We start from the raw sequence: 25,148 nt of genomic DNA, 5'->3' as shown, positions 1-25,148 counted from the left end.
TTAGCTCGGTTTTCAGTGAGCTCAGTCCGAGTCTCCCTCAGAAGAAAATCTAGAACAAAGATGTAGTTTCGAAATCTTTTTTCTATCTGGTTGAGTTCTTCCAATGAAACTTTCATTCTAAGTTGAATATCGGAATCTATTTGGAAAAATTGGGAAATTTATGCCGTGTTTAACTGGAAATTTTGTTTTTTAGAAAGTCTTTTTAGAATCATTTTCTGATTCGATAGAATCGTAAAATAAAAGTAAATTGGTCTTAGGTTTCCCCTTCTCATCTTCAAAATCTCTATTTTCTGATTTTCGAGAGGCAAGTCCTCCTCTCTATCATTTTCTACCAATCTGGAAAAAAGTTTACAAATTGAAATTCCAAAATAGAAACCGGCGAGTTTTGCCTCATACCAATCTTGGTGATCAGGCCTAAATGAAAATCGGATTAAATTTTGTTTCTTAGATTGATAAAGGGTTTTTCGAAAAGCAGAGTCGGGAAATTTCGAGAAAAGATTCCTTTCTTGAAATCTGATCATTACATAATGAAAGTAATTCTTAAGATTTCCGTGTTTCTTAATCTTCTTCTTTAAATATCCTTCTAAATGTTTTGGTAAAAGTAGATCGGAAGGGCCAATATCCTTTTTTGATTTTCCATAATACTCCGTAGTTTCTTGAATTTGATTCATTTTCTTATCCTCTATAGAATAAGGTTCCAAGAGATTACTCTAAAAGCGCAAAACTGATGATTTTTTTAAGAAAAAGATTGAAGCACTGCAATGTGCGCCTCGACGCAATCTGACAACGCTTCTAAGTCGTAACCCCCTTCTAAAAAAGATAAAACACGACCTTCACAAGTGTATTTCGCACACTCGAGAATGATCCTGGTTAATTCTTCGAAACCTTGAGTTGATACGCGCATTCCTCCAAGTGGATCGTTCTTATGGGCGTCAAATCCTGCGGAAATTAAGATTATATCCGGACTGAATTTTTCGATGGTCGGCACGATAGAGTTCTTAAAGATTCGAATATAAGTATAATCTTCCGTTTCAGCTTGGAGCGGAAAATTTTGTGTTGTTCCTATTCCGATGCCTTCGCCAGTTTCAGTCGGAAGTCCAGTCATAGGATAAAAGGGAAATTGATGAACCGACAGGAAGAATACATTTGCGTCCCTATAAAAAATTTCCTGGGTTCCATTTCCATGGTGAACATCCCAATCTAAAATGAAAATCTTCTTAAATCCTTGGATCTGAAGATATTTAGCTGTTATTGCAATATTGTTCAACAGACAGAAGCCCATAATCCGGTCACCTTCTGCATGGTGTCCTGGCGGCCTAAGAAGAGAAAATCCGTTCTTGATTTTGCCTTCCAACAAGGCATCCACCATCGTTGTTCCGGAGCTAGCCGCCTTAAAGGCCGATATCCATGATTTTTCTGTAAAAGGTGTATCAGGATCGAAAAAACCTTTCTTTCCTTTAGAGCTTTCTATTTTCCGGATATGATTTCTGGAGTGGACTTCGTTTAAAGAATCAATTGATATTTCTTTAATTTCCGGCTTGTGGAGTAAGGAGAAATAGGTCGTCTTTTGAAGCAATTCCATACAGGCCAATAGCCTATCGGGGCTGTCATAATGAGGAAATTGAGAATTTGAATTATGGTAAAGAAACGTTTCCGAAAAAATGAGACCGGTAGGCATCTTTTACCTCCGAAGAAGATTTTTTGCTATATTGTATTTTGTAGACTTTTAAAAAGAAATTAATTCTTTTCCCGGATTCTTTTAGTTCTAATCGTTGAATTCCGACATTTACTAAAGAAATCAACAATACTCAACCTTTTTATTAAAACAGTGAATAAAGTTATCTTCGCATTCTTAATATATTTCATCCTTAGCGCTTCCGTCCTTTATCCCGATTTTGAGCTTCCTTTTCCAAAGGTAAATTCTCGGAAAAAGCCTGTCAGAACATTGAAGGAGACGCCTGAACTTGAAGTCGGAACTCCGCAATATGCTATAGCAGAAGAAAACAAATCTATGGATTCAAACAAAGTAATTTCTTCTCGCGAAACGAAATCGAAAAAGCTAACTTCCGAAATGGAACCAATCCTTAAGGCAAAGCCGAAGGTCGTAACTGTTCAAAATAAGGATGATTCACCTCAGCAGTCAGAACGCTTGAGGGCCGGTGCGGATCAAAAATTTCCGGATTTCTCTAGAGGAATCTATATTTCGCAAAGGACATTAAAGAAAGTTAAGACATTCGAAGAACTTCGTAGAAAAGGAAAAACACATGGAGTCAACTTTCTAGTCATCGATGTTCAGCCTAAATCGCCTTCCAAAGAAACTTTGGATTCTTTAATTTCCGAGGGATTTTACCCGGTTGCGCGGATTGTAAATTTTGATGGCGGGCTTCCGACTGAAAAACCGTCTGATCAGCGGATTTCATCGATTCATCGATCGATTCGGGCTGCATGCGAATCTGGGTTTCCTGAAATTCAATTAGATTATATTCGCTATGCTGATAATTTGCAACTCAAGCTATCCTTTGAAACTCGATACAAAAACATTTCGGGAATCATCAAAAATATTCGAAACGAAACCTTGAAATGCGAAAATTTGCCTTATATTGGCGCAGATATATTCGGTCGGATTCCTTTTAATCAAAACGACTCAATTGGTCAGAAGGTGGAAGTTTTTGCCCAAGTGGTAGATGTCCTTTATCCAATGTTATACCCTTCGCATTTCTATGGAATGCCCGCTCGAATTAAGGATCCTTATCAAACCGTCTATGACGGAACTCTTCTCACCCTTAAAAGGTCTCTGAAAACGACAAGAGTCATTCCCTATATCCAGGGCTTTAATATGTCCGTTGCAAAATCGGGACTTTCGCTCTCCGATTACATCAAGGCTCAGGTGAAAGCCGCTTACGATAGTGGGGCACATGGATTTGTAGTTTGGAATGCCTGGAACGATTATGATTCCACTTTCCAGGCCTTGAAGGACTTTGATGGAGAAATTAAAAAGGGAAATAATTAAAGACCCTTAAATTCCGGTTTTCTCTTTTGTTCAATTGCTTTAATCGTTTCTTTGAAATCGGCCGAGATAAAATTTCTCGCTTGGGATTCTGCTTCTTTTTTAAGAGCGGCCTCCAGTTTCTCGCGGTCGTAAGTGTTCTTCTTCAATTCACTTAAGGCCAGAGGGGCGCTTTCGGAAAGTGCAATCGCAATTTCTGTCGCTCTTCCTAATACTTCCTTTTGAGGAACCGCATCATTGCAGAGGCCAGCACGGAACGCGTCGTCTCCATTTAAAGTTTCTGCAAGAAACAGAAGTCTGTTCGCTATATGGGTTCCAAAAAGTTCTTTCACAATATAACTTGAACCCATTCCAGGATGAATGCCTAATTTTACAAAGTTAAACTGATATTTCCCTTCATTTGCAAAGACCCGAATGTCACAGGCAAAAGCAAGAGAAAGTCCGGCTCCAATTGCATGGCCGTTTGCAGCACAGATAACAGGGATGTCCAATCTTCTCACTGACAAAAAGAGATTGTAGAATTCGAACATGGTTTTCTTGTTCGTTTCAAAATCCTTTGTGGAGAACGATTTTAGGAGTTCAAAATTTCCTCCAGCAGAAAAGATTCCATTCTTTCCAGTTAGGATGACCGCTCTTGGTTTTGATTTTTCCGGAGCATCCAACAACGTTTCGATGGTTTTCTTAAATTCAAGACCCATTTCTCGTGTCATGGAATTCCGACTTTCAGGGTTATTTAAACTTAAAGTCAGGATCTTGTTGCCTGAGCCCAGGTCGATAGTGTCTTGGTCTATTAATCCCATTAAACTGCTTTTTTCTCCAATTCAAAGCTTTCATACCAGATGCGATCTGATACGGTCAACGGTTTTTCTCCAATTCCCATCTGCACGAAATATTCAAGGAGGGTCTCTAAATGAATGGCTTCTTCGTCTTCTAAAGTCCAAAAAGTAGAATCAATAGACTTCGATATCAAGGCTTGACCTCTCACCGAGTCTTGAAAATACTCCGGTTTTCCCGAAAAAATCAAATGTGCGGAGATGAAATCAAAACGAATCGTATCTATGATTTTCTTAAACTGGAGTTCCGACTTTTCAAAATATCTCGAGGCGATTTCGGTCTGAAAATAGTCTCCCCAGGTCAAAATATCCGGTTCCACACCGGTTCTTTCCTTAATTTCCGCGATTTTCTCATCTTCGATAAAGGGAGTCACCGCAAATCGATCAACGAGTTCTTTCAGAGCAATCAAATCCAGGATTTTCCCTGCTGATAGCTTTCCCTGTTTCATCATATCGAATAATTCCGGGTTGAGTTCCGACTTTCTTGCATCCATACCTTCTTTTTCGGGCTTTTTCGAAACCTTCCCAGGGATTTTTTTTTCATTAGCTTCTCTTTTCTAAACTCTTATGTCGCCTCGACTCAGCCCGACTGAATTCCGACATCTTAAAATCCGATACTAGAATAGAATCCCGTATTCAACGAAACACTCATGGCAGTCGGCAGATCAGATAGTTTACAGGAACTCATAACCATCCTCGAGACAATGTTTGGAGAAACGATTATCGGAACCGATATCAATCTCGTAAAACATCTCTTTTATTATCTCAAGGCGGACGATGTGGAATTCCCTTTCGATTACGACGGGCAAAAATACTTCGCGGTCGTGGAAGATATCGAAGAAACGAACGTAATTCTTAGGATCCCCGGCGCGACCCAGGGGCTTACTCTCCGAGCAAAAATCAGCTTCGAAATTATGAACATTCTTTATCAGTTCGAAGTTGTGATCTTAGAATTTTTAGAGGAGGGAATTAAGATAAGAATTCCATCCGAACTCCAAGCCGCTTCGTTTCGAAAAAATATCCGCGTTGCGGTCGACGATCTTTTTATGAACTACGTTATCCTTTTTCGATCTCTTTCGGGAGGAGGGCGCGAGATCGGAAGAAATATTCAAGTGGAACAAAGATTCAATAATCTAATGAGGGAGATCAAAAAAGACAACCCCGATCTTCGTCTCATAAATATTATGATTTCAGAATATATTTCCACCGTTTCGAAGGAGTATGATATCGTATTCTTTCAGGCGGAGAATAAGGAAGAGAACTTTTTAGAATCTTTTATCAGAAGACACGATAAGCCGATATTTATCCCGGATACGTCCTTGATTATCAATTATATCCGTGAGACGGGTCCCTCGGAAGTGGACAATTATCGGGAAGAATACATTCGGATGGTTTTGGAAAACGGGCAGGATTATGCCGATAAATTTTTCAGGGAACTTCAAAAGAATGAGATTAGGGACTTTCTTGTTTCTTACATGATTCTTCCGATCCGACTTTTTAACGATGTCGTCGGATATATTCGCGTCTACGCTTCCGCGATGGATCGATATTCGATCACGCCTTCCCAAGCGGGTTATCTCATAGAGCTCTCGGAAATTTTCAGTTATTCTATGACGAAAATTTTCATTCGCGCGGATAATTATCGCCAGACAAAAGCGGCTACACGAGTCGTCGATATCAGTATAAACGGACTTCTATTCGAGATAGACGAAGAGCGAATCTTTCATTATTTAAAAAAACATAATATTATCAAAATATTTATTCCTCTTACGGAGAGAACCCTCATCTTGAGAGGTGAAGTCGTGCGCTATATCGCAGCGGGAGACGGAAAGTTCAATCTCGGAGTGAATTTTTTCGATTCCAATCCGGACGATATGCTGATTCTTCAGAAATATATTTTTACAAGAACCCGTAAAATCCTTTCAGAGTGATCCGATAAGAGCCGGAGCCCTCAACAAATAAGGATCTCCCTGTTGAGAGCCGGGTTTAAAAGTTTTGTATTTCTCAAAAGATTCGCCTAACATCCTTTTGAAGTTTGCGACTTGTTCCAATTCTCCTAGGCTGCTTTGTCCGGACTCGGATGTGAGTTCGGTAATCTTATCGATGTAGAGTTTGCAGGCAAGAAGATGGACGCGGTAATCGGATGGGTTGAGAAGATCCGCGTTCCGCGTAAGTTTTTCCGAGATCTCAAAATAAGCGTCGGATTTTTTCCTCTTAGCGGAAGCATCGGAAGGAGATTTACCCGGTTTCGATTCTTCTCTATAAAGATAATAGTAAGTAGTGGCCGAGTTGATCAGAAGTTCCGGATCGACTTTCGTCAATTTAAAAGCCTCTTGAATCACTTCCATAGACTTGGAAAGAACGGTCGGATTCTTAAATCCTTCCGTTTCGTATTTGCGGTTTAAGTAGTCGACATACTCCACATAGAATTCCAATTCTTCCTGAGCGTTTCCGAAACGTTTTCGATTCTTCCAAGCCATGGAGAATTCCGACCCGGCGGAAATATAAGCCTCGCCCGTTTTTTTATAGAGTAATCCTAAACGGAAGTGACCCATCGGAGAAGATGGATCGAGACTGATCGTATGTTTATAAGAACGTATGGATTCCGCGATTTCGTTTCGAGAAAGATGATAGTCCCCTTTCTTCCTTTCCACAATTGCAGATTCTATTTTTTCGGATACGAGCGGCGCCGCCACCATCAGATTTCTATCTTTTACTAAACCGAGATTTCCGATTCCTCGCGCTCTTTTTCCGATAAAGGAAGTTTGAAAGATGGATTTGATTTCGATCTGGGCTACGATGTTTCCGTTTTTATAATTCTTATGATCGAAATCTTTTTCTATGAGATAAAGAATTTGTCCGACTCTTAAACCCGGATCGTAATTGATCTTGATGGTCACGAGATCGGCTCTTGTGTCCACTCCGATATCCAAATTCTTATTCTTTCCTTCCTCTTCGATCGGTTTGACCTTATCGTAGAGAACCGTTTCTCCAATGAGAATCATCTTTTCCTTTTCGGGTTTTCCAGGTTCTCGAAAAGCGTAAACGAGTTCACGAGCTTCCGGGATTCCCGCAGGAATGACGATCAGAAAAAGAAGAATGGAAAGCAGAAAGGTTCTCACCTTCCAAACATCGGTCGTTTATCGTATCCTGCCCGGAAAAAAAGAAACGATTTTGGGGTTTCCAATCGGAGAGATGCTGGCCGTTTCGATTCTCCGGTGAATTTTGTTAAGAGAAGTCGGTTTAAGATCGGGAAGGATCTAACGTTTCAAACGAGGAAAGTCTAAGGTAACGATGTTCCGGCTGTTTGGAATTTCCGGGCCGTTCTAAGATCGCGGCTCTGAGGTCGGCTCCGATCGCGGCGTCCGCTTCTTCTTTGATATCGGTAAAGAATAGAATTCTTCTCGGTTCCACCCCGAGTTCTTTCGCTATTTTTGAATAACTGGAAGATTCTCTTTTGCCTCCGACCGCGGTGTCGAAGTACCCTGAAAAATATTTCGTAAGATCGCCGGATTCCGAATATTCGAATATTAGCTTTTGCGCTTGAACGCTTCCGGAAGAATAGACGGCCGCTTTTTTTTGCGCGGCCTTTATTCTTTTTAGGAATTCGGGAACGTCCGAAAACATGAGGCTTTTCAGTTCTCCGCTTTCATATCCGATCTTCCAAATTCTTCCTTGTATCTCTTTCAAAGGACCGCTCTTTCTATCCACGGACACGAGGTGTTTACAGTACGCGGCGAGTTCGCTCGGAGAATCTCCGACTTTTTCGAAGTATGTCGAATCGTTCTTCGCTTCTTCCATGAGTTTCTCTTTCCATTCTTTTTCCAACGCCGAGGTTTGAAAAAAGGAATCCATCTTTCGAACGGAATACGGAAATAAAACCTTATGCACGAACTCGATCGGAGTGGTCGTGCCTTCTATGTCGAATAAAAATAACTCGATGGGTCCAAGATCCAATTAAGCGGTTCCCCTTATCTTTTCTGCTTCTTGAACCAAATAATCATGTACGTCTTTTTCGTCTTTTTCAAAATTATTCAGAACCATGATCCAGAACAGGGCGCATGGAATCCAGAATAGAACCGATATTGAAAGTCCGAGAGATCGATCTCCCGGGGTCAAACCTAAGATGACCGCGCTCATCGCCGGCCCCAATCCTTTCCCCAAATCGTCTGTCAGATTATACAGCGCGAACATACTACTTCTGTTTTTTGGAATATTCACATTGATTAATGTAGCCCTTACGTTGGGTCCAGTGAGAGAAATTAGAAATCCCGCGACCAGATTCACCACGATAAAAGTGCCGGACGTGGCGATATTTTCAGCTTTTAATAAATAGATGCAGGGCACGATTCCGAGAAAGATGCTCGTCATACAAAAGATCGGGAGCATCCTTTTGTTGTAGTTGTAGATCTTTTGTCCTATAACTCCCCCGAAAAAGGTTCCCGCAAAAACTCCGATCGCCGCGTAGGTGAGCAGCATCGTCGCGGTCGCCTTATCGAGATGATACGAAGATTCGTAGTAGTCGACAAGGAACACGAAAAAAACTCCCCAGGGCACGCAACCCGGTATTCCTTGCAGAAAAATTCCTATGTTCGTTTTGTTTTGGAAAAGAAGTCGGATGTCGCTCCAACGAAGATGAAAACTTTCCTCCGGAAATTTTTCCGCGATTCCCTGCCATTCGGTTTCTCCTCCGCCTCGAATCGGTTCCTTACAAAAAATCCAGTAAATCAAGGCAAATAAGAAAGAAGGAACGGAAAGATAGATAAAACTGGTTCTCCATCCGTTGACCGGATCCGCGTTTCCGAGAATTCCGCCTAACAACTGTCCTACGCCGAGTCCGATTCCCATCGATAGAGAAACGTAGGCCGCGGCGGTGGATCTGGATTTATCGGAAAAGTAATCTCCGAGAACCGTGAAAAGAAGGGGAAAAATTCCTCCCAATCCGAAACCGGTGAGGGTTCTGTAGATTACGAACTCCGGATAACTAGTCGCAAAACCGGAAAGGAAACAAGGAATTTCACCTAAGAAGACGGAGAAAATGATAAGAGTTTTTCGAGAATACTTTTGGGATAGATATCCCATGCTCACGGAAACGGCTCCGCCCAAGATAAAAAAGAGAATCGGAATGACTCCTCCGATATACCAGTCCACGTCTTCTTGGTCATCGAATCCGAATGACGCGCCTATGTTTCTTAAGTTAGGCGCGATTAGGTTCTGATCCGCGAAGAGGAAGAACGCCATTCCCATGATCATCCAAAACGCGAGGATCGCGTTCCAACCGTAATTTGCCAGTTCTCCCAACCCAAAAAAGCGAAGTAGGCTTTGTTCCGAGGGCTTTTTTTCCATGTTCTCTCCAGAGTCTCTTTGTATATCGGCGAATTCCAAACAATGAGGAGACTGGAGGAAAACTCAAGGAAACTTTATCGGGAGTTTCGATTTTGAGATCGCTCGTTCGAGTCAAAATAACGAGACATAGACAGGGGAAACGTTTTCTTTCTATGTCTTCGAATTGAAAAACGGATCTTTCTTGATTCAAGAAAGAATAATTGGTTGACCCCTTTCGTTTTGATGATTCCTTTCTTCCAGATAATTCGGTTTTTGCAATGACCTTTCACCACAAAGAATTCTACATTCTATCAGGCTCCGATAAATCAAAGTTATACTGTCAATCCTGGACGAAGCCGAACGCAAATCGTCTAATGATCTTTCATCACGGCTTCGGAGAACATAGCGGACGTTATACGAACTTGCTTCGTTTTTTTGCGAAGAGCGACATCAATTTTTATTCTTTCGATATGAGAGGTCACGGAAGATCGGAAGGGAGAAGGGGACACGCGGATTCTTTCGATCAGTATGTCCGCGATCTTTCCGATTTCGCTTCCGAGGTTCTGAAAAGGGAACAGAAAGATCGTTTTTTTCTGTTAGGTCATTCTCTTGGAGGAGCCGTGGCGCTTCGTTATTCTCAGGAAGGAATCAATCAGGATAACATCTTGGGCCTAATTCTTTCCGCGCCCGCTCTTCTTGTAAGAATGGATTTCAAAAAACAGTTAAAAAAAATCGCGGCCGGTTTCTTAAGTAAAATATCCCCTTCTGCGACCGTCGATGCGGAGCTGGACCTCCAGTTTCTTTCTCACGATCCGGACGTGATCGAAGCATACCGTCAGGATCCTCTCGTTCACGGTAAGGTTTCTTTAAGAATGGGATCCGAACTTTTGGAGATCGGCCCCAAGCTGATCAAAAAGGCGGGAATACTTCGATGCCCCGTATTGATTCTTCACGGTCAAGAGGACGGAATCGTGGACGTGAACGGCTCGACGGAACTTTATAAAAATCTAATTTACCGAAACAAAAGAATCAAAATTTATCCGGGTCTTTATCACGAACTGATGAACGAATATCCGGAGCATAGGGAAGTAGTTTTACAGGACATTCAGTCCTTTTTAGAAACTCTCGTTCGAGAGAAAGTTATTCCCGACGCGAAGGATTCTTCTCTCAAACTTAAGAAAAAAACCGCAAGCGCCGTTAAAAAAAAGAGCGCCGTTTAAATTCTTAAATCGTTCAACTCTTTCTATAGACGAAGACGAAAGAAAGGGTGAAAAGAAAACCTAAGATCGCCACCAGCCCGAGAATCGAACGTTCGGTCGTAGGGAACCAAGTTCCGTTTTCGATCTTACGATTGACTCGTTCCGTTTCCATATCCATGACGGGCGCGCCTCCGGAAACCGAAATCGAAACCTCGTATTGAGGAGCGGGATAACCGATTTTAAACGCTTTCATATCGGAAGGAACGTCTTCTTCGATTTTTTCCTGTTTGGAAGCTCCGATAAAAGAAACGTCCATGTCTCCCGGTTTGGAAAACACGGCGCGAAACCCTTCGCTCTTCTCGGCCAACATTCTATCCTTAAAAGTAACGGTGGAAAGATTGCTTGCGGGAATCGTATAAGAAATTTGTAATTCTGAACTTCCGGGAAGAATCGCACGATCCAAAAATTTTCCGTTCGGGCCGTCTTGGAGTTGAAGAGGGATCGCCATCCGAGCTTCCCCTTGCGTAAGCTGCCCCATCACTTCGGTCGCTTCGGAAGGGACGTAGACCTCGAAAGGATTTTGTTCGTCTTGATAACTCTTAGGAGGAATCGTATTGTTGGAGATAAGAAAGATTTTAAAAACTCGGAGAAAATCTTTTCCTCTCGTGATCTGCATCGCGGATCTGGTTCGAACCAAAGATTTATCCTTCGTCTTTTCATAGACTACGATCTCTTGAACCGCGGAGCGCATCACGGGAACCGGAGGGACCATCTTGTTATAGTTGACCCCCGCGTATTTCGCTTGGAGAAGAATCGGAGACTGATCCGGAACGGAAAGTTTCGATACGATAAAATCTCCTTTTGCGGGACCGAGTTCCTTGATCGGAATCATTCCTTGTTGGAGTGCGATAACTCGAAGAGATTCGATACTTCCTTCCTTACCGGTAGTCCCGTTTTTGACGCGGATCTTGAGTTCGATTTCTTCCGAATGGATGGAAACTTGTGCAAAAAAAAGTATGGATAAGATCGTTAGGATTTTTTTCATCTCGGGCTCTTAAAGTCAGTTTTATTCCACCCTCTTAAAAAGAAAATCCTTTACACTCGCTTTTGTTTCCATAGCTTGTATTCTCTTTGAGCGATTGTGTCGTTCGCTTAGACCGTTTTTAAGGAGAATCTTGATGGCTTGGTTTCGAAAAATATTGGCGGCGCTGGGAATTCTTTTCGGATCCCTTTTGATCCTAATCTATTCCATCACATTTCATCCGGATCAAGCGCAGCCTGCGGAAGTAAAATGTCCGGAGGACGCTCCGATTTTAAAAGCGGATTCTAAGATTAAGGTTCTTGTTTGGAATATACAATATCTTGCGGGCAAAAAAAGGGTATTCTGGTACGACGTCCCGAACGGAGACGGTCCCGATACCGGGCCTTCTCGGGAAGAGATCGAAACCACTCTCAAAAAAATCACGGACTACATTCGTTCCGAAAATCCGGACGTAATCCTTTTTCAAGAGCTGCATGACGGAGCGAAGAATACTTTCAAAGAAAATCAGTTGGAAAGAATTCTCGCGGCTCTCGATCCTTCCTACGTCTGTAGCAGCGAAGCCTTTTATTGGAAGTCGGCCTTTGTGCCTCATCCTAAAATTCTCGGAAGTGTGGGAATGAAACTCGCGACGGTAAGTAAGTTTAAAATCTCCGACGGTATAAGACATTCACTTCCTTTGATGCCCGCGGATCCGATTTCGACTCAGTTCAACTTAAAACGCGCGGTACTTCAGAACGATTTTCCGATTGCGGGCGGGGAGAAGTTTACGGTTTTAAACACGCACCTCGACGCGTTTTCCCAGGGAACGGATACGATGCACAAACAAGTGGAGACGATCGCGGGACTTCTCAAGGAGTTGGATCTTGCGGGTCACGCATGGGTGTTAGGCGGGGACTTCAATCTTCTTCCGCCGGGTTTTGACCGGAAGGCGATGCATCCCAACGGAGCTTTCTTTTATTCGGACGAACAGGAGATCAAACCCTTGTTCGATCGTTGGAGTTCCGCGGTTCCATTAGATATTTTGAATGGACCCGAGAAGGCCAAATACTATACGCATTTTTCAAACGATCCGGCGATCGGAAAACCGGACCGAACGATCGACTATATTTTTTATTCTTCCAATCTGAAACAGAGCGCTTACCGAGTGGATCAAGGCGAAAAAGTCTGGGACATCTCCGATCATTTTCCTCAGATCGGAACTTATACTCTCCGGTGAAATTCTTCGCTTCCCCGCCGGTGCCAGCCCCGCGGTGAAACCGTAAAAAGTATGAGTTCCTACTTTTCTCGAAGAAAGGTCGGGACTACGGCAAAAGACTTTACGGAGCGGATTCAATTGCTCCGACAAATCGGTTCGAGTAAAAAAAAGGTTGCGGTCGAACTGGAAGTCAAGGTGATCCGCATTCTTGCAAAATCATTTCGGATGGATCGGCTCCGTATCGATCGAAAGAATCCGTTCCGATCGAATTCGAACGAACAAACTTGTGGCCGGGCGAAACAAACGACCGTGAGGGAATGAAGTTGCCAAAGAAAAAGCGAGCGTATTTTCTGGATCCGAGAACCGGCTTTCGGAGAGGAACGAATTGGATTCTTCTTTCATACGAAAATGAATTCGAAAAGAGAAGGTCGGAATCAAAAGAATTACTTTTTGGAAATAACATCATGAGACCGTTTAAAATATTAGGAATTCAACAGATCGCCGTGGGCGGAGAAGACAAAAAGAAACTCGAAACGTTTTGGGTGGACATTCTCGGCCTGGAAAAAACGGGAACTTTCAGAAGTGAAAAGGAAAACGTGGACGAAGACATTCTCAGAATGGGCAAGGGACCTTTTGCGGTCGAAGTCGATATCATGCAACCGATCGACGTAAACAAAAGTCCGAAAGTTCACGAACCGAAACTCAATCATATCGGACTCTGGGTGGACGACATTCACAAAGCCGTGGAATGGTTGAGCGCGAAAGGAGTTCGTTTTACGCCGGGCGGAATCAGAAAAGGCGCCGCCGGTTACGACGTATGCTTTATTCATCCAAAAGGGAACGAGGAATTCCCTTACTGTTCCGAAGGCGTTCTTGTGGAGTTGGTCCAGGCTCCCGCGGACGTGATCGAAGCTCTTCGATAAATTCTTCCGGGCGTGCCGCCGATTTTTTTGAACGCAAAAGTCCGTTTGAAATCGCGGCCGCGCTCTCCGCTTAATTCAACAAATTGAATATTCCGTTTTATGAATGTTTTGTTTCGAAGCGTCAATTTGTTGAATCCGCATCGATCGCTCACGCGGTCCCGCGTCGAAGATCCGCAGAAACGATCAAGGAAACGCCGAAATGAAGAACTCAAAAACGATTCCCGTCTTATTCACGATTCTGATTCTAACGATTGCAAGCGGCAGTTTTGCGTCCGAGTCCGATCCGAAAGCGCTCTTATCGAGCTCCGATCGAAAGTCCATACCGGTTTACAAAACCGTCGTCCCAAAAGAGGGAACCTTCAACGCGGATTATCAAGAGGAAGTCGCGAGACTTCCTAATCTCACATTGGTGAAACTTATTAAGTCGGCAAATTTCGGATTCGAAGGCGATCCGGTAGCGTACGAGATCGAAACCGAAAACAAAATCACCGGTTGGGTTTCCTTGGATCAAGTTTGGTTTCCGGCAAAAGTGGTTCGGATTCAAGAGGGCGATAAGCTCAATGTCCGGGCAGGCGAGTCTTTGGATTCTAAGATCGTGGATTCCGTTCGACCGGGCGAAATTTTCTATGTAAGCGCAAACGTTTTGATCCAACTCGGATATAAGGGATACGATCCGGCCGATTGGGCCCGCGTCTCCACAAAACGGGGAAATCGCGGATTCGTTAAACTTCGCTATTTTGAAATCATAGAAACGAAAGTGAAACCTTATCCCTGAATTTTGCCGTGGCCGAACAAACCGAAAATCGGAGGAGCTATCGATCTTGGATCGAACGCAAGAATATTCAATAAATTGAAAGCGCTTTTCGAGAAGATTATTTTTTGCCCAGAAGAAAAAAAGTTCTCATAGGGCCCTTTCCCTTGATCTCGATAATTCCGCGGTCTTCGAATTCGAAAAGATCTTTGAGCGCGTTATACGTCGCTTCTGAGCAGTTGATTTTTCCCGGCTGACCGTGGGATTCCATTCTAGAAGCGGTGTTCACCGAATCGCCCCAAAGATCGTAGACGAACTTGTTTTTCCCGATGACCCCGGCGACTACGTCCCCCGTATGAATTCCGATTCGGATATTAAATTCGTATTTCCAGGATTTCTGAAGATTTTTCAGGCCGGAAATCATTTCGATTCCGGCTAACGCGATCTTTTCCGCGTGATCGGTCGTCGGGTTGGGAATTCCTCCGGCCATCATATAACAGTCTCCGATCGTTTTGATCTTCTCGAGTTGATATTTGCTCGCGATATCGTCGAAGCAAGTGAAGATCTGGTTTAGAATTTCGACCAACTGATTCGGGGTCGGGATCTGAGTCGAAAGTTTCGAAAAGCCGACGATATCCGCAAAAAGGACCGTCGAGTTCGGGATGTAATCGGCGATGACTCCTTCGCCGCCTTTCAATCTTTCGGCGATCGCCTTGGGTAGGATATTAAGAAGAAGACTTTCCGATTTCTGTCTTTCTTTTTCCAGACCTTCGTTTAACACATTGATCTTTTCCAGAGAATCTTTGAGTTCCCGGTTTCTTTTGGAAAGAGTTTTGTAAGCGTCCGCGTTATCCACACCGATCGCCACGTAGTTCGCAAGAGTTCTTAAAATGCTGAGTTGATTTTCGTTGAACGCATTCTTCTCGTAACTCTGGATCGTAAGAATTCCTATGAATCTTTCTTCCACTTTGAGCGGAAGATAAACTACGGAGCTCGTCTTTTCTCCGAAGTGTTTCTGAATGGTGGAAACGTAACGGGGAAAATCCTTTTCAAGATCGTTTGTGATCAATTCTTGATTTTGATTATAACAAAAAGAGGAAGGGTTTTCTTCGGCCAAAGAATCCACGGAGGGAGCGGGGGTGTAACGGCCTTCGATCAGACTGAACTTGTATTTTATCTCATTCTTACCTTCCTCTAAAATTCCGAAGGCAAGAATATCCATCGAGACCATCGATTTCGTGTTTTCATAAACGGAGGTAAGAATGATTTTCGGCTCCAGACTTGCGGTGATCATCTGACCGATTTCGCTCAACTGTTTGAGATTCTGATAAGAGGAAACCAACCTTTGATTGGAATCCTGAAGTTCGGTTTGGGTTTTGATCAGACGATTCTGCGTGGAATCTCCGATCTTCATCAGCTTCGAGGATTGTTTTAGAAGGGATTCGTAAGCGTCTCCGACCTTTTTAAGTTCTTGGATCAGATCGTCCTTTTGAAGAGAATCTTTTTTATCGAGGGTTTCGTTTACTTCGTTTAATAATTGAAACTCGTTTTCAAAAAAAGAATTAAAGTCCTTCTGTGCCGGAGACGCTGGTTCCATGGATTGGTCCTATGCCGAAGAACGGTCTTATTTGTAGGATTTGAGTTCGAACGGCAGAGAAAGATCGGATGAGAATTCCTCGCCCGTTTCCTGCATATCGTCGTCGTCTTCTTTATACAACCAGAGGACTTTAACCTTGCCGCTTTGATCGTGATATTTTTGAAGAGAATCCAAAATGTCCATGATCACTTTCGAAGAACTCGTATTAAAATAATCCAACTGAAATTTTACTTGGATCGCGCTTTTGTTTCCCATCGTAGAGTTGAGCCAGTCGAATACGGGCTTGTAGAAAGCGATCGCGTTTTCCGGATAAGATTCTCCGATGATTTCCACAACTCCTTTCTCAGTGTCCAAAATAACCTCTGGAGAAGTTTTGGTCTGTTGGATATGTAAAGATTCCATTCTCAATTTTCCTTTGTGAAGTATGCAGAAAGTGTAAAAAACGAATGCTTATCGTCCACAGGCGAGACGATGTAGGTCAGCGGTCCGTCCGACTTTCTTGCGATATCGATCAGTCCGACTCCGGCGCCTTTGCTGTCGTCCGGCCGGTCCGAGCGCAACTGTTGTTGATAGTAAGTTTTCAGCTCGTCTCTCGACATAGAATTTATCTTCTCGCATTTTGCTTTCAGCGAATCGATTTTCTCGTTTAGTACAAGGTTCCCGGACGAAACATTATAGCCAATCGATTTTTCATCGACCATGATAATGCCGACTCCGCCTTCTCTTCCGTCTTCCTGAGCTCTTCTTTCCGCCGAATAGTGTAACATATTCTGTGCCAATTCTATAAAAACGGCGAAGATTTTTTTGATTTTCGATTCCGTGCTTAGGGATGTTCGGATCATAGAACCGAATTCCGTAAGGACTTCCTGCGAAAGTCGGCCCTTAAAGGAAACAATTAATTGATAATCGCAGGCCTCTTTATAGTGCTTAAACAGGTCTACGGACTTGTTTTCCATCATTTCTTTTTAACATACTCCCTATATTTTCGTGGATGCTCAGATCCGAAATCCGATCAAAGTTATGTCATCTCTCTGGGATTCTCCCGATTGATGTCCGTCTAAAAAGGCCGCCAGTCTTTCTTTTTGTTCGTTCGCGGGAAGGGCAGACACGCCGTGTAATTGTGCGATCAGTCCCTTGCTGGCGATTCTTTGTCTCTGAGGATTCGGTTGATCCATATAACCGTCCGTTGTCAGATAAAACATGGAGGGTTTTCCCTTTTCCAGTTTTACCTCGTGTGTGGTATAGGTTCTAGAATCTTCTTTTTGTCTTCCGCCGATGGAATGTCTGTCGCCTTTGATCTCCTCGATCTTTCCGCCTCTGGAAAAGTAGAGGGGTCTTTTGGCGCCTGCGAAATAAACTTTATCCGTTTCGATTCTACAAAAGCAGATGTCCATCCCATCCACCGAGTTCGTATCTAAGGAATCTTGTTTCAAGGCTTGTCTTACGTTCTTATTCAAATGTTCCAAAACCTTACCGGGATCTTTGATTCCCGATTCGTTAACGATCTGGTTGAGCAACGTATTTCCGATCATTGACATTAAAGCACCGGGGACCCCGTGTCCAGTACAATCGACCGCCGCGAGAAAAATTGATCCTTCTTTTTTGCTGAACCAGTAGAAGTCGCCCGAGACGATATCTTTCGGTCTGAAAAGAACGAATTGTTCCTTTAGATTTTTTGCAAGAAGAGTTTCGGAAGGAAGAATCGCCTGTTGAATATTCAATGAATATGTGATACTGTCGGTGATATGCTGATTTTTAAGTCCGAGATCCGCGTTCGCTTGAGCTAATTCTCTCGTTCTTTCTCTTACCTTTTCTTCCATATTAGAATAGAGTAACGCGTTATCGATGGAGATCGCGGCTTGAGAGGAAAGAATGTTCATGATCTGAAGTCTATCCGAAGTGAAAGCTCCTTCGGATAAATTGTTTTCGAGATAGAGAATGCCGGAAATCTCGCCTTGTTTGATGACCGGAGTACAGAGAACGGATTTAGTTTTAGAATTCTTAATATACTCGTCTTTGTTAAACTTCTCGTCTTGGTTCGCGTTTCTAAGAACCAGATTCTCTTTTGTGCGTTCCACGTAATAGATCAGAGATATCGGAAGATTTTTGCTGTTGCCGAGAGGAATTCCGGTAAGAACGTCTACGTCGTCTTTTGTGATCGAACCTTCCGCTTCGACATAGAGCCTTCCTTCCTTTTTAAGAATCAGGACGCCTCTCTGAGCTCCCGCGTTCTCGATTACGATCTTCATCAATTTATCGAGAAGATTTTCCAGTTTGATTTCTCCGGAAATCGCAGTAGAACTTTTTAATACGGATTGAAGGTCGAGAGTCTGACCCGAATAAACTTCGGTTGCGGCTGCGGTCGTTGTGGAGATCGTTCTGTGAGTTCGAATCGTTCCGGTTCCTCTTTCGCGGATAAACTCCGGATATTTGGATTTGAGCATACTCTGTTTTAAATTCGCGCCCCAGAGTCCGTAGCGATGAAATGCTTCGTTGATAAATTCTCCGGCAATCTTGATACTTCCCTTGGAAAGCCAGAAAGTCGCGGCCATCTCGCAAGACAGAGCCTCGTCGTTCGGGAATTCGTTTTTTCTCGCTTCCCGGATCGCGGCTTCGTAGGTTCTCGCGGCCTTCCAATTTTTATATTCGAGTCTCGCGAGTTCCGCTTCGACTAACAGGTGTTTGTGGTAGAAGTTTTCCGGGCAACTTTCGGCTAATGCAAGGAGTTGTTTTTGATTTTCACGAATTTTTTTGAGATATTCTTTTTTCTTATCGGGTGCGACTTTTTTATAATTCGCCGCAAGCGCGAGGGAATACAAAAAATTATGCTCCCAGGGCCCGTATTGTCCGCCAAGATATAAGATCATTCCATTGGCTTCCTCAGCTTCTTGAAGAGCCAGTTGGTATTCTCCATACATAAGCAACGATCTTATCTTCATCACTTTGAACGTGCAAATAGGCGCTAAACTCTGGTGATCGTTGCAAAGATCGATATATTCCTTTTCCTGATACTCGCCGGAAGAAAAGTCGAGGTGCCCGCCCGTTTCACCTCTTAGATTGGAAAGAATCAAAGTAGTTCCCAGGATCGTATCGATCGCGAGATTGTTTTTCACTTTTCTCACGAATTTGAGGAGCTGATTGATCTTCGGTTTTAAAATTTCCAGATTCTTGCCTTGAAAAAGAACGTTAGACGCATCGTTCATGGCCGCATAACTTCCGTGCAAAAATTCTCCCGAATCCAAAGCGGATTGAACACACTTTATATTCACTTCTTCGGAGAATTTGAGATGTTTTACGAAAGAGGACGAATAGTTCGCCAGAATATTCGCTGCCTTCGTATAGCCGCCGGGGTTCATATATTTTTCGCTGAGTTTCACCGCTAATTCGCAGAAGTCGTAGGCGGCTTTGTAATCGGACAGTTTGCCGACTAAAACCATACCGTAACAGGAATATCCGTAAGAGTCGGAAAGGTTTCCAAACTTTAAAAGTAGGTTCGCCATTTTTAGGCAGATCACAGGAAATAGGGCGGGCTCTTTATTATAAGCCATCGGGATCGCACTGATCAAAAGATTCACCGCCCAGATATGATTTGCGTCGGTCATTAGCGGTTCGTCTAACAGCGATGTTACGCTTCTGTTTTTTAAATTTTTTCTGACTTCCTGAATTTCTTTGTCCACGACCTTGTCGAAATTCGAAGTCGGAATTTCGATTCCTAAAGGTTTCAGCGCTTTGATTACCGTCGGCATCGCAAGATCGAATTTTCCTTGGGCGGAGTATTCGATCATCAAAAGGTTGTAAGCCTCCGCTTGTTCCACGGGAGTTTTTGCCTGTTTGAGGATGACCTGAATCATCTCCTGCGATTCTTCAAAGTTTCCGTTGAGATAGAGGACTTCGGCTAATTCCTTATGAACCGAATATGCGAGTCCGTATTCTTTCGACCAGAGTTCCTTATCTCCTTTCCCGGATTCCGGAAGCGAAAAAAGCAGTTCCCTGGCTTTTTCGGAATATAATTTGGCCGGTTTGTAGGCGGCGGACAACTTGGCTTTCTGCGCGGCCTGTATATTCAATTGTAGTAATTTTCTTTTTTCTTCGTTATCGGCGATTAAGGACGAGCCGGTGTTTAAGTGGTTTACGACGTCGAATATCGAATCTTCGAGCGCTTTTTCATTCAGGTTTTCTAATAGGATTCTTCCGATCTTTAATCGAGTGGATTGTTTTTGATCTTCGTTTAATAATTCGTAACTCGCCTGTTGGACTCTGTCGTGCTGAAATCGAAATAAGATCGTTTTTGCGATTTGAAAGTTCTTTTCCTTGTTTTCCTCTATCTCCTCCATGGAGTCGACCAACCTGTAATTGTCGCCGTAAGGAACGATCAATTCCTCTTCCATGGTTTCCATGATGGCTGCGGCGGTCTCTTTTAAAGTCGCTCCCAAAATTTTGGACTGGACTCCCAGATCGAAGTTGCTGCCGATGCAGGACGCCAGTTTTAGCGTCTCTTGTGTGCGAGGTGAGAGTTTTTTGATTCTTCTTACTAAAAGTTCGACCACGTTATCCGAAATATCAGTGTTCTTTATCTTTTCGAGATTCCAGATCCATTTTCCGCTGAACGTAGAATCGCCTTTTTTGTAGGAGATGATCTCTTCTTTGGATAATTGTTTTAAGAGTTCGTTGATAAAAAACGGATTTCCTCTGGTTTTAGAATAAACGATTTCGGCGAAGCTCAACGTTTCTTCCGAGGAGCTCCGCAGACTGTCCGCTAAAAGTTCGTTTACGTTCTGCAAACTCAAAGGTTTTAGAAGAATTTTATCCAATCGGAATCCTTCCTTTTCCAAATTCGAAACTAACGTGGAAAACGGATGTGTCGAATCCACCTCGTTGTCCCTATAAGCCAACATTAAGAAAAGATAATTTACGGAAACGTCCTCGATCAGATTTTTTACCAATTCCAGAGAGGAAGTATCCGCCCATTGCAGATCGTCGAGAAAAATCGCTAAAGGATGTTCCTGGTTCGCAAAAATCTTAATGAAGTTTTGAAATACCAAATAGAAACGATTCGCGTTCTCTTGTGCGCCCAGCTCCGTTACGGGCGTTTGAGGACCGATGATAAATTCGAGCTCCGGTAAAACGTCGGTGATCACTTTCCCGTTGCTACCCAACGTGTCCTTGATCTTATTCTTCCAGTTTTCGATTCTTTCGGGCGATTCCGTTAGAATTTGTTCGATCAGGTTCGAGAAGACTTGTATGATCGCGCTGAAGGGAACGTTGCGGTTGTATTGATCGAACTTACCCGATACGAAATATCCCTTCGATTCCGTAAGAGGTTTGTTGATTTCCTTTACGAGAGAAGACTTTCCGACCCCGGAATATCCCGCGATCAATACGACGCTCGTTCTTCCTGTGTCCGTGACTCTTTTGAATTCGCCTAACAAGGATTCGATGTATTCCTCTCTACCGTAGAGTTTTTGAGGAATCTTAAACTCCTGCGAATAATCCTTGGAGCCCAGAGCGAACGCAGGCACGTCGCCCGATTCGAGCCATTTTTTCTGAACGGTTTCCAAGTCCGCCTTCAAACCTTCCGAAGTCTGATAACGGTCCTCTGCGGTTTTAGAAAGCAGTTTGAGAACGATACCGGAAAGCGCTTCCGGAATTTCGTTTCTGAGCTTACGAGGATCGAGAGGAGTTTTGGCAAGGTGAAAGTGGACGAGTTCCAAAAGGTCCTCGCTTTCGAACGGAAGTTTGCCAGTGATGAGTTCGTAAAACGTGATTCCCAGGGAATAAAAATCGCTTCGATAATCGACGGAACGGTTCATTCTTCCGGTTTGTTCCGGAGAAACGTAGTGAATGCTTCCTTCCAGGCGGTTCGGATTGGACCAGGAGGTTTCTTCTTTGGAAAGACGTGTGGAAATTCCGAAGTCCACGATTCTTAAAACGCTTCCCTCCGGGTTGAAGATGATGTTGTCCGGTTTTAAATCCTTGTGTATTACTTTTTTATTATGTATTTCTCCGAGTCTTTCCGTAAGATCGACCGCGATTTTGAAAAAGTCTTTGAGGTTGACCGGTTTTTTTCCCGAAAAATGTTTGAGAGTTCCTCCGGGAACGAACTCCAAGACTAGAATGAATCCTTCCGGGATTTTTTCCATGGCGAACGCGTGGATCATTTTTTCGGAAGCGAGATAATTAAGAATTTCGAATTCGTTTCTCAAGTTCACGACTGCGGGATGGAGTTCGTCTAAGATCGGAATATATTTGATGACTACCTGCGCCCCATCTTTCGTTCGGACGGCCTTGTAAACCTCCGTGGACGAATCCGAATTCATTCTTTCCTTTAATTCGTAACCTTCAATTTTCATATCTGTTTTATTTCCTGTCTTTCTCTCTTTCTTTTTTAGAGACGAAATAGGAGTCCTCCCCAATAAAATCCTCCGCCGACCGCCGGAGTGAGGAACACGTCTCCTTTTTTAAACTTTCCTTTATAATAAAATTCCGATAGAACGATCGGGATCGAAGCGGCGGAAGTGTTTCCGACCTTTTCGAAGTTCATGAGAATTTTCCCCTTCGGGAACTTAGTCCTTTTGAGAACGTCCTGCACCACGACGTCCGTTCCGGGATGAGGAACCACCCAGTCGATGTCGTCTATCGTCAAACCGTTTTTCTCCAGGAGCTGATCCATGGATTTGAGCGTGAGATCCGCCGCGTTTGTTACAAGTTCCGGATAACTTTTCACATAACTCTGCGGAGGTGGTCCGGTGACAATGATTCCGGCGAGATCTCCGTCGTCTTGTAAGAATGAGTCGATGATTCCGAAATTCTTATCCCCGGTGAACTCCAGAAATACTCCGGCGGCCGCGTCTCCCGCGGTGAATTCTCCGTAGCCTCCCATGCGTGTTCTGACTGAAAATCGTTCACTTCCGATGACTAACGCATTCTTAAATTTGCCCGAACTCAAGAAAGCGGAAGCTGTCTGCACTCCGTGGACGAATCCCGTACAAGCGGTGCTCACGTCGAAGGCGAGCGCGTTTTTTGTTCCCGATAATTTGGAAGCCTGCGGCGCAAGGTCGGGAAGATAATACCGATCGGTCCAGTTTGCGAGAATATAAAGATCCACGTCTTCCGGTTTTTTCCCCGCGTCCTTCAGAGCCATCTCCGCGACTTTCGCGGCCATATACATAGCGGTTTCTTTTTCGTTGGCTCTTCTTCTTTCGTTGACTCCTATATTTCCGATGACTGCTTTTTCCGCGGGGTGCATTTCCGGAAATTTCAAACGGGAACGGATCTCTTCGTTCGTCACGATCGTTTCCGGAAAATAATGACCGAACCCCGTGATTCTCACTCCGTTGCTTGTTAGATTCTTCCCGCTCATTTTTTTCCCCTAAGTAAATTCGAATTTTATTTTATTATGGAAGTCTTGTATATACCATAAATTGTTCTATGTAAATCTTTTCCGGATCCAATTCTCTTAAAACGGTAAGCTCCTCCGCCGTCACGGGTTTTTCCTCCTGGAGCGGGACATCCTCGTCCGGGGGAAGCCAGGACGTATAACGGAGAACCGCTTCTTCCGGTTCCATTTCCTCGTCAGATGGAGGAGCGATCCAATGCGTGAACTCGAAAACGTGATCGGAGTTCGGTTGTCTTTGAAACCTTCCGAATTGACAAATCGCTTCCATCACTCGATCTCCCACTGAAGTAACGTAGTTTACTTTTTTTACGAATCGTCCTCGATTCGCCTTCGCGACTACGATACAATCCGCACTTGCCGCGATATCGTTGGCGCCTCCCGAACCCACTAAAAATTTTCCCTTGGAAGTTCTGGTCGAGTTGATATTCCCGAACCAATCCACTTCCGCGGCTCCCAAAACTCCCAGGCAATGATCGGGGACGATCGTGCCCAAGATGCTCGTGATATCCGAAAGCATCGTGCAGTCTTTTGTGTGCAGTTGACTGAATAAAAAAACGTCTCCGGTATGAGGTTTCATCGAATAGAATCCGAGTTCCGTGATCACCTCCACTCGAATCCCTTCCTTTTCCAAAAAACGAGCGGCGGTCCATGCGGAAATATGCGCGGCTCCGATCCCGGCAAGAATCGTTTTGTATCCTTTTGTTTTTACGTATTCTTGAATCGCCCTCGCAGCCAGAATGATCATCTGCTCCGAGTCGTTGACCGTGGTAGGATCTTCGAGTTTGAGAGCCTTGTTTTCTTCGGGAATCTGCTTCAATCTTCTGAGACGAGTATTTCCTAAACGATCCAGATATTCCGAGTGACCGCCCGGAAGATTTACGAAATCCGCGTACCATTTTTCCGCCTTGGATGGCACGTTAGCCGCTTCGTTGGCTTCGATCTGAAATTCGTAGTCGTCGAGATAGGTGGAAAGTCCTTCGAAAACGGAAAGCCCGGGAAGATCGAATACGCGAAGAGATTGAGGATGTGCGCCGAATTCCGCGACGGACAAAGCGCTCACTCGATTGCCGGGAACGGTTACGAGTTCGGGTGGAATCGATCCTTTGGGCACGATTCTTTCGACCGTGGCGATAACTCCTTGTTTGGCGGCGAGCGCGCCCCAGTAACCTTCGCCGCTCGGAGGACAGAGAACAAGATTTCCGTCTTCGTCTCCGATGACCGCGTGTAACAAAGTGTAGTCCGGATTTAAAGGAAGAATGTAAGCGATGTCCGCGCCTTTTTTACCTTTGTAATCCGGAGGATAGGGAACGTTTTGATTTTTGGAAGTCCCTTGGGGATTCGGAAACAGAAACGCGGTTTTGCCTAACTTATCCAAGATCATATCGCTTCCCAAAAGAGAGTTCGTAATAAAACCGGGAAGACGCATCGCTCCGGCCATCAGTCTTTGTACGAGACTCAACAGAGACCAGAGTTCGAGTTCGAACGGAGTTCCGTCCAAAAGATTGGAGTAGAGGGAATTCGGAGAAGGTTTCGGGTAATTGTCTCCCGCAAAACCGGTGATCATTTTTTTTACGATCTTGGAGATGGTGAGTGCGTGAGCGCTGGAATGAATCCCAGCCATGCTGATCGTGAATTCGGGATTCGTATACTGAAAACAACGCGCGAGAGAATAGATGAGAGCATTGGGTCTGGACATAGTAGCGGAGAGATGAAGCGACATCCCCGGCTTCACGATTTCTCGGATCATCTCGTCCGGGTTTGCGAAAATCTTCTTATTTGCTTCCAATGATTCTATGTTTCCCGGATCGGTATGAATGTTTCGGATTTTGTTTCCTAACGCAGCGGTTTTCTGATTCTCGGAAACGTTACGAGAAAAAAAG

The 25,148-nt window shown here is 43.9% G+C and carries 21 protein-coding genes; 7 read left to right on the top strand and 14 right to left on the bottom strand.

Annotated elements, in window-relative coordinates:
• Positions 1-158: 158 nt before the first annotated feature.
• Both CH376_RS00790 and CH376_RS00785 read right to left on the bottom strand, forming a co-directional pair.
• Positions 159-671: a DUF1564 family protein gene (locus tag CH376_RS00790; RefSeq protein ID WP_100785677.1), complete on the bottom strand. Its 513-nt coding sequence runs from the start codon at positions 669-671 to the stop codon at positions 159-161.
• A 65-nt stretch (positions 672-736) separates the two neighbouring features.
• A complete protein-coding gene (locus tag CH376_RS00785; RefSeq protein WP_100785678.1) occupies positions 737-1,678 on the bottom strand; it encodes a histone deacetylase family protein in 942 nt (313 codons plus the stop codon).
• A 150-nt stretch (positions 1,679-1,828) separates the two neighbouring features.
• On the opposite strand from CH376_RS00785, the gene CH376_RS00780 reads away from it, so the two are divergent.
• Entirely contained in the window at positions 1,829-3,010 is a 1,182-nt protein-coding gene (locus CH376_RS00780; RefSeq protein ID WP_100785679.1) for a putative glycoside hydrolase, read from the top strand.
• Here the strand turns inward: CH376_RS00780 and CH376_RS00775 are convergent.
• Together CH376_RS00775 and CH376_RS00770 are read right to left on the bottom strand one after the other, a co-directional pair.
• The gene (locus CH376_RS00775) at positions 3,007-3,807 is read right to left on the bottom strand and encodes an enoyl-CoA hydratase/isomerase family protein (protein ID WP_100785680.1); all 801 of its coding nucleotides are present in this window, start codon (positions 3,805-3,807) and stop codon (positions 3,007-3,009) included. The two genes, CH376_RS00780 and CH376_RS00775, sit on opposite strands and share 4 nt — an antisense overlap.
• On the bottom strand, positions 3,807-4,334 hold the full coding sequence (locus CH376_RS00770; RefSeq protein ID WP_100785681.1) for a hypothetical protein: 528 nt from the start codon (positions 4,332-4,334) through the stop codon (positions 3,807-3,809). Before CH376_RS00770 ends, CH376_RS00775 begins: the two co-directional genes overlap by 1 nt.
• Before the next feature lie 156 nt (positions 4,335-4,490).
• Between CH376_RS00770 and CH376_RS00765 the strand changes: the two genes are divergently transcribed.
• Entirely contained in the window at positions 4,491-5,771 is a 1,281-nt protein-coding gene (locus tag CH376_RS00765) for a PilZ domain-containing protein (protein ID WP_100785682.1), read from the top strand.
• On the opposite strand, the gene CH376_RS00760 is transcribed toward CH376_RS00765, so the two are convergent.
• The 3 genes from CH376_RS00760 to CH376_RS00750 form a co-directional block, all read right to left on the bottom strand.
• Positions 5,763-6,962, bottom strand: coding sequence for a tetratricopeptide repeat protein (locus tag CH376_RS00760; protein WP_100785683.1), 1,200 nt, complete (start codon positions 6,960-6,962; stop codon positions 5,763-5,765). The genes CH376_RS00765 and CH376_RS00760 overlap by 9 nt on opposite strands.
• Before the next feature lie 121 nt (positions 6,963-7,083).
• The gene (gene mtnC / locus CH376_RS00755) at positions 7,084-7,797 is read right to left on the bottom strand and encodes an acireductone synthase (protein WP_100785684.1); all 714 of its coding nucleotides are present in this window, start codon (positions 7,795-7,797) and stop codon (positions 7,084-7,086) included.
• Entirely contained in the window at positions 7,798-9,186 is a 1,389-nt protein-coding gene (locus CH376_RS00750) for an MFS transporter (RefSeq protein ID WP_100785685.1), read from the bottom strand. It lies immediately after the preceding gene.
• A 257-nt stretch (positions 9,187-9,443) separates the two neighbouring features.
• On the opposite strand from CH376_RS00750, the gene CH376_RS00745 reads away from it, so the two are divergent.
• A complete protein-coding gene (locus tag CH376_RS00745) occupies positions 9,444-10,385 on the top strand; it encodes an alpha/beta hydrolase (RefSeq protein ID WP_100785834.1) in 942 nt (313 codons plus the stop codon).
• A 13-nt stretch (positions 10,386-10,398) separates the two neighbouring features.
• Here CH376_RS00745 and CH376_RS00740 read toward each other — a convergent pair whose 3' ends face one another.
• Positions 10,399-11,409 (bottom strand): hypothetical protein, encoded by a 1,011-nt coding sequence (locus tag CH376_RS00740; RefSeq protein ID WP_100785686.1) that lies wholly within the window; start codon positions 11,407-11,409, stop codon positions 10,399-10,401.
• A gap of 133 nt (positions 11,410-11,542) precedes the next feature.
• On the opposite strand from CH376_RS00740, the gene CH376_RS00735 reads away from it, so the two are divergent.
• From CH376_RS00735 to CH376_RS00720, 4 genes are all read left to right on the top strand, one after another.
• Positions 11,543-12,622, top strand: coding sequence for an endonuclease/exonuclease/phosphatase family protein (locus CH376_RS00735; protein WP_100785687.1), 1,080 nt, complete (start codon positions 11,543-11,545; stop codon positions 12,620-12,622).
• Positions 12,623-12,673: 51 nt separating this feature from the next.
• Positions 12,674-12,922, top strand: a complete 249-nt coding sequence (locus CH376_RS00730) for a hypothetical protein (protein WP_100785688.1) — start codon at positions 12,674-12,676, stop codon at positions 12,920-12,922.
• Positions 12,923-13,065: 143 nt separating this feature from the next.
• Positions 13,066-13,524 carry a VOC family protein gene (locus CH376_RS00725; protein ID WP_100785835.1) on the top strand — a complete coding sequence of 153 codons (459 nt, stop codon included), beginning with the start codon at positions 13,066-13,068 and terminating at the stop codon, positions 13,522-13,524.
• Between the two features lie 199 nt (positions 13,525-13,723).
• The gene (locus CH376_RS00720; protein ID WP_100785689.1) at positions 13,724-14,299 is read left to right on the top strand and encodes an SH3 domain-containing protein; all 576 of its coding nucleotides are present in this window, start codon (positions 13,724-13,726) and stop codon (positions 14,297-14,299) included.
• Between the two features lie 97 nt (positions 14,300-14,396).
• Here the strand turns inward: CH376_RS00720 and CH376_RS00715 are convergent, their stop codons facing one another.
• From CH376_RS00715 to CH376_RS00690, 6 genes are read right to left on the bottom strand one after another with little or no spacing between them, the layout of a single operon-like run.
• On the bottom strand, positions 14,397-15,872 hold the full coding sequence (locus tag CH376_RS00715) for an adenylate/guanylate cyclase domain-containing protein (protein WP_100785690.1): 1,476 nt from the start codon (positions 15,870-15,872) through the stop codon (positions 14,397-14,399).
• A 27-nt stretch (positions 15,873-15,899) separates the two neighbouring features.
• Positions 15,900-16,274, bottom strand: a complete 375-nt coding sequence (locus CH376_RS00710) for a DUF1987 domain-containing protein (protein ID WP_100785691.1) — start codon at positions 16,272-16,274, stop codon at positions 15,900-15,902.
• 2 nt (positions 16,275-16,276) lie between these two features.
• On the bottom strand, positions 16,277-16,831 hold the full coding sequence (locus CH376_RS00705) for a SiaB family protein kinase (RefSeq protein WP_100785692.1): 555 nt from the start codon (positions 16,829-16,831) through the stop codon (positions 16,277-16,279).
• A 36-nt stretch (positions 16,832-16,867) separates the two neighbouring features.
• Positions 16,868-22,222, bottom strand: coding sequence for an AAA family ATPase (locus tag CH376_RS00700; protein WP_100785693.1), 5,355 nt, complete (start codon positions 22,220-22,222; stop codon positions 16,868-16,870).
• 35 nt (positions 22,223-22,257) lie between these two features.
• Positions 22,258-23,232, bottom strand: a complete 975-nt coding sequence (locus CH376_RS00695; protein WP_100785694.1) for a ketoacyl-ACP synthase III — start codon at positions 23,230-23,232, stop codon at positions 22,258-22,260.
• Positions 23,233-23,266: 34 nt separating this feature from the next.
• Complete coding sequence (locus tag CH376_RS00690) at positions 23,267-25,054, bottom strand: CoA-transferase (protein ID WP_100785695.1); 1,788 nt, start codon at positions 25,052-25,054, stop codon at positions 23,267-23,269.
• Between the last annotated feature and the right edge of the window lie 94 nt (positions 25,055-25,148).

This window comes from Leptospira adleri (genome assembly GCF_002811985.1).
GTDB classification, from domain to species: domain Bacteria; phylum Spirochaetota; class Leptospiria; order Leptospirales; family Leptospiraceae; genus Leptospira; species Leptospira adleri.
Note: the sequence above shows the minus strand (reverse complement) of the source record. Positions and strands in the feature narration are given on the sequence as shown.